Below are 15907 nucleotides of genomic sequence, written 5' to 3'. Positions count from 1 at the left end.
TACAGCATAAAAGCCTACAAATTCTCCACACATAATCATACATCATCGTATAAAGGTGTAGACCCACCCTGAATACCATGGTGCTTATCCGGATAATAGAATGACCGGAACTTCTTACCCGCATCAACCAGAGCCGCAGTAGCAACACTCCTTACGCCGGCACAAGCTTCGTCACGATCCCGATCCGATTCCAAACATTAATCGTAATAATCGCCAGAATTACCTGCGCCAAATATGTTTCATCAAGGACTTTAGCCGCTTGCGCATAGGTTTCATCAGATACCTGATTGCTGATAAACGTCACCTCCTCCGTCAGCGCCAGAATTGCACGCTCCTCGTCAGAAAAGAATGTCGTGTCCCGCCACGCATTCAGTGCATAAATGCGCTGCTCTGTCTCACCGGCCTTGCGCGCTTCTTTGGTGTGCATGTCGATACAAAAGGCGCATCCATTTAGTTGGGAAGCCCGAATCTTAATCAGGTCCTTGTGCTTTTTTGTCAAGGGTGTACTTTCGATAAATTTTTCGAGGCCTAGCACCGCGCTATAGCCTGCCGGTGCGATCTTGTCAATTCTAATTCGTGTGCTCATAAATCATGTATTAAGTCTCTTACTTTTTGATGCGACCGGTCTATAGATTCTTTTAAGTTTTCGCGGTCGGAAGACACGCCGTTGATCGCCACAATGTGAATATCCCGGATGCCGATGATGGCAAAGACGGTCTCTAAATATGTGCTTTGAAAATTCATATGCTCGTTATACCCCCCCGGTTCATACCCTTGAGAGCCCCGCGAAAGCAATAACACCAACGTTTTATTTTCGAGCAGCCCGACGTACGGGTTCAACGGATCGGTCGGATTGACTTTCCAGGTCTCGTTGACGCGGAGTATCTGGTCGATATATGCTTTCAGCGCGCTGGGAATTGACCAATTATACATGGGCGCACCCAGTACGATAATATCCGCTTCGCGCAATTCTGAAATATAGGTGTTGCTTAGGCTCAGGGATGCCGACTCGTCGGCAGACCGGGCAGCTTCGGGTTTGAACGCCGCGGCAATCCATTTTTCGTTAATGTGCGGTACGTTGGTATTTCCCAGGTCACGAAACCTGATCCGGGTGTCGGCGTACACACGTCTCCAGTGCTCGACAAACACTTCCGTCAGCCTTCTGCTTTGCGAACGAAACGTTCGCGCACTCGAATTAATGACCAATAGTTTCTTCATCGCCGTATTTTTCTTCAAAAGTATACTGCCTCCGGGCTACCTTTGCAGACCAGATTTCATAAAAGCCACAGCCCAGATGTTGCCCTACAAATCATTGATCCAGATCGACCGGCATGCGTCCGTCGCCCTGCACGTGCAGGTGTGCAATAGTTTCATATCACTGATTACAAAAGGCACACTTTTACCGTCAGAAGCCTTGCCCAGCTCGCGCATCCTCGCGGAGCTGATCGGTATCAACAGAAACACGGCGAAGCTGGCTTATGAAGAGCTGATCAGCCAGGGATGGGCCGAATCTATCGAGCGAAAAGGTGTATTTGTACTCTCGAACCTACCCATCCTGGAAAAGATAGCGTTGCCAAAAAATGCTTTCGACACCAGCCATAGCGCATTTTCCTGGACAAATCATTTTGCAAAGGCCGTACTCAGCAAGAGCCTTCAAAAAACCAAACTGGCGATCGACGACGGCTTCCCCGATGTTCGCCTGGCGCCGGTTGATGAGCTTATGCGAGAATACCGCAGCATGGCCCGGAAGTTTTATGGAAAGGGATTCCTGAAATACGGCAGCGCCAAAGGATCGGAAAAACTTCGCGCGGCCATTAGCCGCTATCTCTCCGACACCCGCGGCGTGACGGCGTCGTCCGATCATATCCTCGTGACAAAAGGCAGCCAGATGGGAATCTATCTGGCGGCTCAACTGCTGCTAAGTCCAGCTGACACCATTGCCGTGGGGAATTCAAACTATCGGCTCGCCGACGATGCGTTCCGTCATACCAACGCCGCCCTTTTGCGCATTCCCGTCGACGATAGCGGAATGGATATCGACTACCTGGAGAAGGCTCTTCAGCACCAGAAAATAAAAGCGGTATATGTCATACCCCATCATCACCTCCCAACCACCGTCACCCTCAATAGTGAACGACGACTAAAGCTCCTGGCGCTGGCCCGCGAACATCGCTTTGCCATTATCGAAGACGACTACGATTTCGACTTCCATTACAACAACAAGCCCTACTTACCTCTGGCCAGCATCGATCACCATCAGAACGTGATCTATATCGGCTCGATCTCCAAAACCTTTGCCCCCGCATTGCGCATCGGTTTTATGGTAGGCCCTCCCGTTTTTATAGAAGCTGCCGCCGCCCTGCGCGAGCTGATCGACCGGCAAGGCGATACCCTGATGGAAGAAGCTTTTGCCGTGATGTTCGACGACGGCGAGGTAGATCGGCACTTTCGGAAATCATTAAAAATCTATAAACAACGCAGGAATCTATTCTGTGAAGTGCTCCGAACCAGCTTTGCCGATGCGATAAGCTTCAAAACACCCGAGGGCGGACTGGCTGTATGGTCGACGTTTGATAAAAAGATCGACCTCCAAAAAATGTCCGATGCCGCGTTACAGCACGGATTATTTATCGATAACGGTGATTTTTATAAGAACGAAAGTTTCTCCACGAATGCCATGAGAATGGGATTTGCATCGCTCGACGAAGACGAGATTATCAGAGCCCTGGAGATCTTGCGAAAGACTATATAGTCGACTGTCTGGGCTACCCCTTATTTTCATGTTGGCCTGGTCCGCATAAAACCGGCCGCGCTAGGTTTGTAAGAAAAAGCTATGAACAATGCCTATCACATTAAGCCGGTTAAAACGCCTGGTGAAATTCAGCAATGCTGGGAAGTTATATCGTTACTGCGACCGCATCTGAATAAAGATACCTGGATCGATACGGTCTCGCGGATGATGCAACACGAGCAATATTTCATCGACGGAATTTTTGACACCGGTCGGTTCGTTGCCTTTGCCGGATATCGAAACATGACAACGCTACACACCGGCAACTTCATCTACCTGGACGATCTCTGCACGCTGAATACGTATCGCGGAAAAGGATTAGCCTCTCTGTTATTAGAGCATGTAAAAGCCGTGGCCATCAAAAATAATAAAGATGCCGTTGCGCTGGATACCGACTTTACAAACAACACCGCCCAAAAAGTATATCTAAAAAACGGGTTTAAACTCGCCGCTATTCACCTTTTATGCGATGTTAGAAGGTAGGATAAAGGCATACTGGTGACTGCCGGAAAGGGTCACGTAAATTGCGGCAATCTGCCAGGAAGAAGCTTCCATTAGGAGCCTCTTCCTGGCGATAACTTTATGTTTTACTACAAGCTTTCCAGCACGTAGTCACACATCATCGTATAAAGATGCAGACGCGTCGGCCCGCCCAGAATGTGGTGATCTTTGTCAGGATAATAGAACGACCGGAACTTCTTGCCGGCGTTGATCAACGCTGCTTCCAGCACAACGGAGTTTTGAAAGTGCACATTGTCGTCACCGGTACCGTGGATCAGGAGGAAGTTGCCTTTCAGATTCCCGGCGTACGTTGACGGTGAGTTGTCGTCGTACCCCGAGGCATTCATCTGCGGTGTCTGCTGGAAGCGCTCGGTATAGATGTTGTCGTAAAAGCGCCAGTTCGTTACCGGCGCAACGGCAATACCCATCTTGAAAACACCGGCCCCTTTGGTCATCGCCAGTGATGAAATATAACCGCCAAAGCTCCAACCCCAGATGCCGATGCGGGCCGGATCGATATACGGCAGGCTTGCCAGGTATTTAGCGCCCGCCAGGTGATCCTCTAATTCATATTTGCCAAGCTGCTTGTAGTTGATCTTTTTAAAGTGCTCACCCCGGGCGCCGGTACCCCGCGGATCGATAACCGCCACGACATATCCCTTTTGCGTCAGGATCTGGTGGAAGATGAAATGCCTGCCGCCCCAGGAGTCGGTTACTTCCTGTGAACCCGGTCCGCTGTATTGATACACCAGCACCGGATACTTCTTGCTGGCATCGAAGTTGCGCGGCTTCAGAAAGAATCCGTCGAGCGTCGTCGTGCCGTCGGCCGCTTTGAAAGAGAAGAATTCCTTGTTCGCAAAACCATATTCCTCCTGCGCCTTCGCCAGCGTTTCGTTGTTCTCCAGCACTTTCAGCAGGGCATTGCCTTTTGTTTTATACAGGCTTACCACCAGCGGCTTGGCCGACTGTGAGTAATAATCGATGTAGAACTGATAGTCGCTGCTCATGTTGATGCGGTGCGTACCCGGCGCGGCAGTAAGACGCGTTTTCTTCTTACCGTCAAAGGAGAGCGAGTAAAAATAACGCTCGCGCGGCGATACTTCCGTGGAAGTAAAATAAAGCGTTTTACCCTTTTCATCTACACCCACAACGTCGGCAATTTCGAAGTTGCCTTGTGTCAGCTGACGTACCAGCTTGCCGTTCATGTCGTATAGGTACAGGTGTTTATAGCCACTGCGCTCGCTGGCGTGGATGAACTGTGTGCCGTTGTCGAGGTATAGCAGGTTGTCGATGAAGTCGAGGTCCACGTAGGTGTCGCTCTTTTCGTTCAGCACGACACGCGAGGCACCGGTGGCAGCGTTTACGTGCAGCACGTCGAGGCTGTTCTGCAAGCGGTTGAGGCGCCGCACCGAAAGCAGTTGGGCGTCGTGTGTCCACTTGATGCGCGGTATATAAATATCGGTTTCGGTGCCGATGTCCGCTTTTACTTTTTGTTTAGAGGCTACGTCGTACAGCCAGATCTCTACGATGGAGTTGGCTTCGCCGGCTTTGGGATATTTAAAGCGATAGTCGGTGGGGTATAAGGTTTTGCCCCAGCGCTGCAGGTTGTACTCACGTACGCCCGATTCGTCAAAGCGATAGTAGGCCAGCTTCTTGCTGTCGGGCGACCACTGGAAGCCGTCGACAAAGCTGAACTCTTCTTCATATACCCAGTCGGTCGTACCGTTGATGATGTGGTTGAACTTGCCATCGGTTGTTACCTGTACTTCCTGCATGTCGGCCAGCGTGACGTAGAAAACGTTGTTGCCGCGTACGAACGCTACTTTGCTGCCATCGGGTGAGAAGGCGGCGTACGATTGCTTGCCGTTGCCGGACAACGGCTTTACGGTCTTCTGTGCGATATCGTATACAAAGTACTGCGCCGTGAACGAGTGCCGGTATATACTTTCCACGTCTGTCAGCAGCAATACTTTCGTCTCGTCGGCGCTCAGGGAATAGTCATCGATCTGCAACGCCGGGCTGAGGCCGGCGCCGTCTACGATGGTCTCCACCGGCTGCCCCGTGGTGATGCTGTACTTAACAACCTTGTTGTTTTGCAGCGATGAATAGAACTGGCCGTTCTTCATCCAGTTGATGCCGTATACGGACTTTTGCCCAAACGTATTCCGCACGGTAAAATCCTCTACCGCGATCTGGCGTTGCGCGCCGGCGGCGTAGAAGGCTACGACTAAACAGCTTATCAGAAATAGTCTCATAAATAGGTTAATAGGTTAATTCGTTATTCTGTTACAAGGATAAGAAAGTTAGCAGTAAACTCCTTGGCGAAATATTCCGGGCACGCGAAGAAAATGATGAAAAGCTGCGCCCGCGTGGTGTTTTCTGCCATCTTTGCCAATCATGCAAGACACCTACGACCTCATCATTATCGGGGCCGGGCCCATTGGCCTGGCGTGTGGCATTGAAGCCCGGAAAGCGGGGCTGCGGTACCTGATCATCGAAAAGGGATGCCTGGTCAACTCGCTCTATCACTACCCGCTCAACATGACGTTCTTCTCTACGTCCGACCGGCTGGAGATCGGCGGCGTTCCCTTTGTTTCCCATCAACCCAAACCCAACCGCGCAGAGTCCCTGGAGTACTTTCGCCGTGTAGCCACCAGTTGGAACCTGAATGTGCACCTATACGAAGAAGTGCTGTCGGTAACACATTCGCCCGACGGCCACCACCACACGGTCACGACACCCAAGGCACAATACAACACCCAGGCACTTGTACTCGCGCTGGGCTTTTACGATCGCCCTTACCTGTTAAATGTACCGGGCGAAGAGCTGCCGAAAGTACGCCACTACTACGACGAGCCGCATCCTTACTTCGCGCAGAAGATCGTCGTTGTCGGCGCCGCAAACTCTGCCGTGGATGTAGCCCTCGAAACATGGCGCAAGGGGGCCGAGGTAACGATGGTCATTCGTGAGAACGGCATCCGCGACAGCGTGAAGTATTGGGTGAAGCCCGATATCGAAAACCGCATCCAGGAAGGATCGATCAAAGTATATTTTCGCTCGACGGTAAAAGCGATCACCCCCACGGCGGTACAGATCGCAACACCCGAAGGCGAGGTGCTCGTTGAAAATGATTTTGTGCTGGCCATGACAGGCTACGAGCCACCCTTTGCTTTTATGCACGACATGGGCATTGCGTTTCAGGACGACGGCTTTCGCACGCCGGTGTATAACGAAGAGACGATGGAGACCAACGTGCCGAACCTTTACCTGGCGGGCGTGGTATGCGGCGGGTTAAAAACCAACAAATGGTTTATTGAAAATTCGCGTGTGCATGCCGATATGATTATGGCCCACATACTGAAAACAAAAAAAGCCGCTCGATGAGCGGCTTTTTTTATATCGTTGTTGTTGCGAGTTCTTAGTAGTTCGAACCGGCACGGATCATCGCGCAACGGAAACCGATGGTAGCCGTAGCAGAGTCCTGATCCAGGAAGCGACGCGTACCGGGTGACATCCAGTAGGCTACGTCTTTCCACGAACCGCCTTTGAATACGCGGGCCTTGTCGGTAACAAGCGAAGTGAAAGATTCCGGGTTCTTTTCCGAGTCGCTGTTGTAACCCGCAGAAGGATCGAGGAAACCGTCACGACGGATCGGGTTCAGATCGTCAAAATCTTGATAGGTAGTAGGACGGTAGATGTCTTGCACCCACTCGCTTACGTTACCGGCCATGTTATACAGACCGTAGTCGTTCGGGGGGAATTCGTAGATGTACGAAGTGATCAGCGCACCGTCGTTCAGACGACCGGCGATACCGGCATAGTCACCACGACCGCGTTTGAAGTTCGCCAGCATGAAGCCCATTTGCTTACCGTAAGGGTTACGCACGGCGTGACCGTCCCAAGGGTAGATGCGTTGGTGGGTTTGCATTTCTTCCAGCCACTGCGTGCCGATGAGGGCTTGAGCGGCGTACTCCCATTCTGCTTCTGTCGGCAGGCGGTACGCCGGTACAACGATACCCGATTCCAGGGGAATACGGCCGTCGCTTTCAGCATACTCTTCACCGGCGTTTTCAGCCAGCTTAATGTTCACCGCGCGGGTTCTCCACACAGCGTATTTGCTGGCCTGGTTCCAGGTTACACCCACGACAGGGAAGTAACGGAAGCCCGGGTAACGCAGGTAGTGATCTACGTACGGATCGTTGAAGGCCAGTTTACCCACCCACACCGTGGTGTCGGGAAGGGCTGCCTGGTAAGCTTCCTGCGACGAGTCCTTTGCCAGGTAGTGCAGGTATTCCAGCCAGTGAATATTAGCGATCTCCGTTTCGTCCATATAGAATGACGCCACAGAAACTGTTCTCTCAATGTTGTCGCGATAAGACATAACATCTTCCTCGAAAGAGCCCATGACGGCACGGCCACCTTCGATGAATACCATGTTCGGCGCATCCGGCTGCCCTTCGTAAGGGTTGACCATAAAGCCGCCCTGATCTTCGTCATTATAAGCCAGGCCTGTTGCCGAACTCATCTGACCGGGGTTTTGGGCTGTAGGCTTGCCGCCCTTGCCTCCAAAAAGTGAGCAGGAAGACAGTGCCACTGACCCTCCGGCTACGAACAAAAGAACCCTGAAAGAATACTTTATTTTCATTTTCTGATATTAAATCAAATGCTAATTAAAAGGATAATACCATGTTTTCCAAGTAGTCGCAAGTTATTCGTGAATCTTTGATAAAAGCCAGCGAGTATGTTTTATGGACGTTTTTGATATGTTTTAAGAACGTTTAAAACAGCCTGGAATTGTTTCGGGAATACGGCATCCACTTTTGGGAAGGCCAGCCGTCAAAAGCACGGTTTAGTGAACAAATTCAGCGGTTCAAGAAATGGCACACTATTTCGAACAGTAGCGTGCAAAAACCAACCATGTTAACACTAGACGATTTTCGTGTAATGCCTTTTGAGCGAAAATGCGACGTAATTACCTTCCATGGAAATTACCTGATGCAACGCGTGCTCGCCGACTGCAAAGTGTTCCTGTATTTCACGGAAGGATTCTTCATCGAGGTGTTTTATTCACCGAAACACCAGAAAGTACTGATGATCAATGCCTTTGACAACACCCAAGGCCTGAAGCCTTATTTGGACAAGATCTCTTTGGCCGACCTGCTCTCCTGACCGGCCATCCGGCCGAGCAGGTCGATCGCTGCATCGACCGTTTTGATCGCATCCACGATAAGCATCGCTTTACCACCGCTATCTTTCATTTTACACTGCTTCGAGTTCTTTTGGACGAACGAAAGGACCTGCCCGAAGATATCGGAACTGAAATACGTGTCGTTCGTGGAGATGAAATAGGCCCGCAGCTTTTCACTTTTCAGGCTTAGTTTCTCAAATCCCAGTTTCTCACCCAGCCAGCGTAGCCGCACCGTGTTGACGAGCTCTTCTACCGAAGCCGGTAAGGGCCCGAACCGATCGCGTACTTCGTTCGAAAACTTCGCCAGCTCGTCTTCATTCTTAATGTTGTCGAGCCGCGAATAGAGCTGCAGGCGCTCCGTCGTGCTGGCCACGTACGTTTCCGGGATCAGTATTTCCAGGTCGGTCTCGATCACACAATCCTGTACGATCAGCTTTGCCTTCTCGGCGAGGTCTGACGCAAACAGATCGCGGAAATCTGTTTCCTTCAATTCCTGGATCGCGTCGTCGAGGATCTTGTGATAGGTATCAAAGCCCAGGTCGGTGATGAAACCGGTCTGCTCACCGCCCAGCAGGTTGCCCGCGCCGCGAATGTCGAGGTCGCGCATGGCCACTTTAAAACCGTCGCCCAGTTCCGAGAACTCTTCCAGCGCACCCAGGCGCTTGCGCGAGTCGGCCGTGAGCAACGACGCCGGCGGTGTAAGTAAATAACAATAGGCTTTCTTATTCGAGCGCCCTACCCGCCCGCGCATCTGGTGCAGGTCGGAGAGACCGAACATGTGCGCCTGGTTGATCATGATCGTGTTGGCATTCGGAATGTCGAGACCCGACTCGATAATGTTGGTGGAAACCAGCACATCGTATTCGCCGTCGATAAACCGCGCCATCACCTTTTCCAGCTTGTCGCCTTCCATCTGTCCGTGGCCAATGCCAATGCGCGCATCGGGCACCAGCTTATAGATGGTATTGGCCATCGACTCGATGTCGCTTACCCGGTTGTGTACAAAGAAAACCTGGCCGCCGCGACGAAGCTCGTTGCTGACGGCGTCGCGTATAACCTCCTCGTTAAAGGTATGCAGCTCGGTCGTTACCGGCTGCCGGTTGGGCGGCGGTGTCGCGATCACGCTCAGGTCGCGTGCGCCCATGAGCGAGAAGTGCAGCGTGCGGGGAATGGGCGTGGCCGTAAGCGTCAGTACATCCACGCTTACCTTCAGTTCTTTTAAGCGGTCTTTTACTTTCACCCCGAACTTTTGCTCCTCATCGATGATCAACAACCCCAGGTCCTTGAACTTGACGTCCTTGCTGACGATGCGGTGTGTACCGATCAGGATATTCACTTTTCCTTCGCCGGTATCCTTGATGATCTCCTTCACGTCCGTGTCGCTCTTAAAGCGCGATACATAGTCCACCCGCACGGGGAAGCTGGCCAAACGATCGCGGAACGTGCGGTAATGCTGCATGGCAAGGATCGTCGTCGGCACCAATACGGCCACCTGCTTTCCTTCCGAGGCTGCCTTGAACGCTGCGCGCACGGCCACTTCGGTCTTACCGAAGCCCACGTCGCCACATACGAGGCGGTCCATGGGGTGGGGGTTCTGCATGTCGCGCTTCACGTCTTCTGTCGCGCGCGCCTGGTCGGGTGTATCTTCATAGATAAACGACGACTCCAATTCCGCCTGCAGGAAGCCATCGGGCGAATACGCAAAGCCCGGCGCCGACTTGCGCTTGGCATACAGCTCGATCAGCTCCTTGGCAATATCCTTGACACGCCGTTTTACTTTCGACTTTTTCGTCTCCCACTCTTGCGTGCCGAGCTTGCTCATGACCGGCGGCGTACCTTCCTTGCCGGAATACTTCGAGATCTTGTGCAGCGAGTGGATGCTGATATACATCAGGTCGTCGTCGCGGAACACGAGGCGGATCGCCTCCTGCTCGTGCCCGTTCACATCGCGCTTCTCCAGGCCGGCGAACTTGGCAATACCGTAGTCGATGTGCGTGACAAAGTCGCCGGGCTGGAGCGTTTGCAACTCGCGCAGGGTGAGCGCTTTCGACTTGGTGAACTTCTCCTTGGCACGGTAGCGGTGGAAACGCTCAAAGATCTGGTGGTCGGTGTAACACACCAGCTTCAGGTGCTGGTCGACATAGCCCTGACGCAGCGCAAATTCCAGCGGCTGGAACTTCAGGCTGATGTTGATCTCCTCCAGAATGCCTTTGAGGCGGTCCAGCTGACGCGGCACATCGGCCGCGATAAAATTACTATAGCCCTGGCCCTGCTGATCGTACAGATCCGTGGCCAGCATTTCAAAGTTCTTGTTGAACGACGGCTGTGCCGACGAGGCATAGTCGAACGTAGCGGTATGGTGGAGGATCGCGCGGCTGCCGAACTCTACACGCACAAACGAATCGATGCGCTTCAGAAAGGCGTCGCGCGTATCAAACAGCTTCTCCGGCGCGCTGACAACCTGGGCGCCACTCGCACGAATGATCTTGTCGAACGAGCCCGCCGCTTTTTCAAAGCTCTTCTGCACGATGTCCGCCGTGAGCTGTACATCCTTAAACCACACGCGGGTTTCCGGCGGCACAAACTCAAACAGTGACTGCCGTTCCTCCTGTACGAGCTTGGTCTGCACATTGGGAATGATGCTGACCTTGTCGAGCTGATCCACCGACAGCTGCGAGCCCGGCTCGAACGTACGAATGCTGTCCACCTCGTCGCCAAAAAGCTCGATACGACACGGCAGCTCGTTGGCGAACGAAAATATATCGATGATACCGCCACGGATGGCAAACTGCCCCGCTTCGTATACAAAGTCGGTCTTCTCAAAATCGTAGGTGTGCAGAAAATCCTCCAGGAACGCGATGTCGAGGTTCTCCTTCAGCTTGATCGTAAACGTATTCGACGCCAGCGAGCGCTTGTTGATCACCTTCTCGCTCAGCGCCTCCGGGTAGGTAACGATAATCTCCGGCGCGGTCTTATTGGCAATGCGGCTCAATACTTCGGCGCGCATCAGGATGTTGGCATTTTCGGTTTCGTCGTATTCGTAAGGACGGCGATACGACATGGGAAAGATCGGCACCTCGCGGTCCAGCAGGCTCTGTAAATCGTTTTGAAAATACGCCGCCTCTTCGCGGTCTTGTAAAACGATGAGATAATCCTGCGGATGGAGCTTGAACGTGGCCGCCACCATGACGGCGTCCAGGCTTCCGGCCAGTCCTTTGATGCGTACGGCTTGCGCCTGAGACGCTTTTATCCCTGCGGCAACGGTCTTGACAAATCCATCCGCCTTGTAAATACTTATGAAATCGGTCGCCCTCACTGTATCCTGAATCCGTAGATCGTTAAAACGTTTGTTTCTGAATGTTTTGCCTGCAACGTGGCCCTTCGGTAAAAACGAAGTCGCAAAGATAATGGCTTCGAAAATTTTGTGCCAGCGCCCGCAAGTGATATTTTTAAGGCCGCGTGCGTATGTTTTTTATCCGACAGCTTCTTCTGTACATCAGCATCACCGCCGGTCTGTTCCTGCTGATCGGTCTTTACCGGCCGTGGGTCATGCTGTGGTGGGAAGACGTGCAAAACCGCCGCAAGGTTATTAAGCTGTACGGCAGCGTGGCTGTAACGGCCTATCTCGTATATTGGTTCACCATTTTTTTTGTATGATAAAACCCGCAACACTCTTCCTGGCAACGTTCCTGCTGACAGTTATGTCGTACGCACAGGTCGCCTCCGATCTGCCTGCCATGCACGTTACCGGGCTCGACGGCAAAAACTTTTCCGTCAAAAGCCTGAAAGGCAAGACCGTGGTGGTGATGTTTCAACCCGACTGCGACCACTGCCAGCGCGAAGCGACACAGATCCAGGAGAACATCGCCGCGTTCAAGCCCTACCAGCTATATTTTATTACCACCGCTACGTCTGCCGAGATCAAAAAGTTCGCCGCCGAATATAAATTGAACACGTACGCCAACGTGCACTTCGGCACCACCACGCTCGGCGACATCCTCGGCACATACGGCCCCATCGAAACACCGTCGTTGTACATCTACAACGCAGACGGCCGCCTGGTTAAAAAATTCAACGGCGAGGCCAACATCCACGTGGTAAAAAAACATTTGTAGCCATGGCGGGCACGTTCCTGACCGCCGAGTGGAGAAAGCTGCTGATGGCGAACTACGTGGTAGACCCCGCCATACTGCAACGTCACGTACCCGCCGGCACCGAGCTCGACCTGTGGCAGGACCGCTGCTACGTAAGCGTAGTGGGCTTTATGTTTGTCAACACACGCTTGCGCGGCGTTCGCATTCCCTTTCACAGCAATTTCGAAGAAGTGAACCTGCGCTTCTATGTGCGCTACAAACATCCCACCGATGGCTGGCGCCGGGGTGTGGTGTTTATCAAGGAGATCGTGCCGAAACCCGCGCTGACGTTTGTGGCCAATACCATCTACCGCGAGAATTATGAGACCATGCCCATGGCCCACCGATGGGAGATAGCTGACACCACCCTGACGGTGGAGTATCGCTGGCGGCATAAAGAGTGGAATTCCATCAGCCTGACTACGGCCAACACACCGGCCCCGCTACGCCCCGGCAGTGAAGAGGAGTTCATTACAGAGCACTACTGGGGGTACACACGCATCGGCGCAGCCCGCAGTGCCGAGTATGGCGTGGAGCACCCCGCGTGGCTGGTATATCCGCCCGCAAGCCAATACGCGATCAGCGTTGATTTCGGGCCGCTTTACGGGGCCGAGTTCGCACACCTGGCAACTGCCGCGCCGGCATCGGTGTTCCTGGCAGAAGGATCGTCTATTACCGTAAAAGAGGGACGGAAGCTGCCGGGCTAACCTCGCGTCAACCCTGTATAGCACTTTGATACGGCTTATGTAGGGGTAAAGTAGGGCTTTGATACGGGTAATCCTCCGCTAAGCCCTCCGCGTGACTGGTCACTGCCCGGGGGTACGGTAGTGTTTAACGCAACGTATCCCCCAATGCAGCTGCCTATCCAAACAACGGTTCGTTTTCTGTGCGGGCGCACGGGTGTGACGCGTTGAAACAAATCCTAAAAATCACCCAATTTGCGCCAAACTTAAAGAGGATTAGTTCCGTAACGGAGGGTATAAATATGGAACAATCGTATCCCCACCCCATGCGGTCTAACCATGATGTAAAGGAGTCTGCGAATAGAAGTCTTCGACGCCTGCGTATCCTGTTATTGATCTGGTTGATTTCGTTAATGGCTACGGTGCTTTGGTTTTCGCTTAGCGTCTAGACGTAAACGGCCTGCGGCCTTTGTTGTAGCTACTCCTTTGTTCTGGCTTTCATCTAACACCAGCCAGCGGTTGGAATGTTAAATCTATAGTATCTTCTACGGCGCTCATAGCCATGTCAAACCTATCGCTGAAACAGGTTGTCACCATGGATCACCCAGGGATTACCCGTATCAAAGCTATACCATAGCTATACTTGCGCTATCCCTGACATACACATGACATATGCAGGACTCGGGATCTCCCCAACAAAAACCACCTGATCATTCAACTTTCCGGCAACCTTCTGCATCTTCCAGAAATCAGCCCAAAACGGTCAAAAAACCGTTTGAAAAGATCATTGAACCAAAATCCGAAAAGTTTCGTAGATAGTACTACTGCATAAAATCTGCAAAAAAGTCTCGCCCGAAAAAGGAAGTGCTGACAAAATTTCTGACGAGCGCTTGTTGCCTGATTTTTGATATGTATGAACCGCTAATAAAAACGTGATTATGAAAAGATTCGCATCTCTTTTTTTAGCCGCTGTGCTCGGAAGTGCCAGCACCGTGGCCGTCGTCCAGTGGCTTGACAACAGCAAGCCCGTGAAGTTGGAGTATATGAGCAACGTTCCCACCACGCAGGTGGCTTATAAGGTCGACGAAAATGGACAAGCCGTTCCCCTGGATTTCACACAAACAGCCGAGGCGGTAACGCCCGCCGTCGTATTCATTCAGTCTACGCAAGACGCACCGCGTCGCACCGAAGCGCCCGATGCGTATGATCCCTTCCGTGAGTTCTTTGGTCCCCGCGGCCCGCAAGGCCCGAGCCAAAGCTCCGGTTCGGGTGTGATCATCAATGAAAAGGGCTACATCGTTACCAACAATCACGTGGTGCAAGACGCCGACGTGGTAGAGGTAACGCTCTCCGACAACCGCACCCTCAAAGCGGAGGTTGTCGGTACCGACCCTGATACCGACATCGCGTTGATCAAGATCGAGGCAACCGGTTTACCGCATCTTTCTTTTGTCGATTCCGACAAAGCCAGGGTAGGCGAGTGGGTGCTGGCCGTGGGTAATCCCTATAACCTGAATTCCACCGTTACCGCCGGTATTATCAGCGCGAAGGGGAGGAATATCAACATTTTGCAGCGCAACTCGCAAGAGGGGAACACCGCCATCGAGTCGTTTATACAGACCGATGCCGCCATCAACCCCGGCAACAGCGGTGGCGCGTTGGTGAATCTGAGCGGCGGCCTGCTGGGTATCAACACCGCTATCGCCAGCCCCACCGGCTCCTACTCCGGGTATGGTTTTGCAGTACCGGCTAATATCGTCAGCAAGATCACCGAAGACCTCATTCAATTTGGAGTGGTGCAGCGTGGCTGGTTGGGTGTCTCGATTGCCAGTGTGAACAGCGCGCTGGTAAAAGAAAAAGACCTGACGGTAAATGAAGGCGCATACGTTTCGGCCTTTGCCGAAAAGAGCTCCGCCAAAGATGCCGGTTTGAAAGAAGGTGACGTGGTCGTGAAAATTGACGAGACCCCGATCCGTTCCAGCGCAGCGCTGATCGAATACATCGGTCGTCACCGCCCGGGCGATAAAGTGAATATGGTAGTGAACCGCCATGGCAAAGAGGTCACACTGCCGGTAACATTAAAGAACCGCGACGGCAATACCGTCGCGGTAAAGCCGGAAGAGCGTAACGGATTTGCGGCGCTGGGACTCGAGGTTGAAAATATTGATGGAAATGTTCTAAAAAAATTGGATATTGAGAGCGGTGTTCGCGTAAAAGAGCTCGGCAACGGCAAACTCGCCAAGCACACCGACATTCGTGAAGGCTTCATCATTACGAAGGTCAACGAAGTGCAGGTGAAAACCGTTAAAGACTTTAACGAACTATTGAAAAAGAAAAAACCGGGCGAAATGGTAATTCTCTCCGGCATCTATGAAGACCTGCCAAGAGAGTTTAATTACGCCTTTAGAATGTAATCTTTAGGTAACACATATGAGTAGACTTTTTAAAAAAGGCGAACGTGTTCGCAGCAAGATTGACGGGAAAGTAGTCGAAGTTTTAAAGTACATCAAAAACAACTTCGTTGAAGTAAAGTGGTTTGATCTCGAGACAAAGGAGATTCACACCAACACGATCAAAGAAGATAAGCTCTCCAAAGCTGCATAAAAACAAT

14 protein-coding genes are annotated in these 15907 nt (G+C 52.2%); 9 read left to right on the top strand and 5 right to left on the bottom strand.

Translation table 11 applies throughout. The features are described from left to right. Positions 1-151 precede the first annotated feature (151 nt). Positions 152-586, bottom strand: coding sequence for a carboxymuconolactone decarboxylase family protein (locus KK078_RS02110; protein WP_254088580.1), 435 nt, complete (start codon positions 584-586; stop codon positions 152-154). Continuing rightward, positions 583-1218 (bottom strand): FMN-dependent NADH-azoreductase, encoded by a 636-nt coding sequence (locus KK078_RS02105; RefSeq protein WP_254088579.1) that lies wholly within the window; start codon positions 1216-1218, stop codon positions 583-585. Before KK078_RS02105 ends, KK078_RS02110 begins: the two co-directional genes overlap by 4 nt. A gap of 76 nt (positions 1219-1294) precedes the next feature. Here KK078_RS02105 and pdxR point away from each other — a divergent pair, with 76 nt between their 5' ends. Both pdxR and KK078_RS02095 read left to right on the top strand, forming a co-directional pair. Further along, the gene (pdxR, locus tag KK078_RS02100; RefSeq protein ID WP_254088578.1) at positions 1295-2752 is read left to right on the top strand and encodes a MocR-like pyridoxine biosynthesis transcription factor PdxR; all 1458 of its coding nucleotides are present in this window, start codon (positions 1295-1297) and stop codon (positions 2750-2752) included. 81 nt (positions 2753-2833) lie between these two features. Beyond that, entirely contained in the window at positions 2834-3274 is a 441-nt protein-coding gene (locus tag KK078_RS02095; protein ID WP_254088577.1) for a GNAT family N-acetyltransferase, read from the top strand. A gap of 107 nt (positions 3275-3381) precedes the next feature. Here KK078_RS02095 and KK078_RS02090 read toward each other — a convergent pair whose 3' ends face one another. Then, positions 3382-5547, bottom strand: a complete 2166-nt coding sequence (locus KK078_RS02090; RefSeq protein WP_254088576.1) for a S9 family peptidase — start codon at positions 5545-5547, stop codon at positions 3382-3384. A 142-nt stretch (positions 5548-5689) separates the two neighbouring features. Between KK078_RS02090 and KK078_RS02085 the strand changes: the two genes are divergently transcribed. Further along, entirely contained in the window at positions 5690-6676 is a 987-nt protein-coding gene (locus tag KK078_RS02085) for a YpdA family putative bacillithiol disulfide reductase (protein WP_254088575.1), read from the top strand. A 34-nt stretch (positions 6677-6710) separates the two neighbouring features. On the opposite strand, the gene gldJ is transcribed toward KK078_RS02085, so the two are convergent. Then, complete coding sequence (gldJ, locus tag KK078_RS02080; RefSeq protein WP_254088574.1) at positions 6711-7937, bottom strand: gliding motility lipoprotein GldJ; 1227 nt, start codon at positions 7935-7937, stop codon at positions 6711-6713. 272 nt (positions 7938-8209) lie between these two features. Between gldJ and KK078_RS02075 the strand changes: the two genes are divergently transcribed. Then, positions 8210-8461, top strand: coding sequence for a hypothetical protein (locus KK078_RS02075; protein ID WP_254088573.1), 252 nt, complete (start codon positions 8210-8212; stop codon positions 8459-8461). On the opposite strand, the gene mfd is transcribed toward KK078_RS02075, so the two are convergent. Next, positions 8422-11796, bottom strand: a complete 3375-nt coding sequence (gene mfd, locus KK078_RS02070) for a transcription-repair coupling factor (RefSeq protein ID WP_254088572.1) — start codon at positions 11794-11796, stop codon at positions 8422-8424. The two genes, KK078_RS02075 and mfd, sit on opposite strands and share 40 nt — an antisense overlap. 149 nt (positions 11797-11945) lie before the next feature. Here mfd and KK078_RS02065 point away from each other — a divergent pair, with 149 nt between their 5' ends. The 5 genes from KK078_RS02065 (at position 11946) to KK078_RS02045 (ending at position 15900) form a co-directional block, all read left to right on the top strand. Further along, positions 11946-12137 carry a hypothetical protein gene (locus tag KK078_RS02065; protein WP_254088571.1) on the top strand — a complete coding sequence of 64 codons (192 nt, stop codon included), beginning with the start codon at positions 11946-11948 and terminating at the stop codon, positions 12135-12137. Beyond that, a complete protein-coding gene (locus tag KK078_RS02060; protein ID WP_254088570.1) occupies positions 12134-12595 on the top strand; it encodes a peroxiredoxin family protein in 462 nt (153 codons plus the stop codon). Before KK078_RS02065 ends, KK078_RS02060 begins: the two co-directional genes overlap by 4 nt. Before the next feature lie 2 nt (positions 12596-12597). Next, positions 12598-13320, top strand: a complete 723-nt coding sequence (locus tag KK078_RS02055; RefSeq protein ID WP_254088569.1) for a YqjF family protein — start codon at positions 12598-12600, stop codon at positions 13318-13320. Between the two features lie 914 nt (positions 13321-14234). After that, complete coding sequence (locus tag KK078_RS02050) at positions 14235-15710, top strand: Do family serine endopeptidase (protein ID WP_254088568.1); 1476 nt, start codon at positions 14235-14237, stop codon at positions 15708-15710. A 16-nt stretch (positions 15711-15726) separates the two neighbouring features. Next, positions 15727-15900, top strand: coding sequence for a hypothetical protein (locus KK078_RS02045; protein ID WP_254088567.1), 174 nt, complete (start codon positions 15727-15729; stop codon positions 15898-15900). Positions 15901-15907 lie beyond the last annotated feature (7 nt).

The sequence above is a fragment of the Dawidia soli genome, assembly GCF_018598185.1.
GTDB lineage: Bacteria > Bacteroidota > Bacteroidia > Cytophagales > Cyclobacteriaceae > Ohtaekwangia > Ohtaekwangia soli.
The sequence above is the reverse complement of the archived record's forward strand: the minus strand, read 5'-3'. Positions and strand labels throughout refer to the sequence as shown.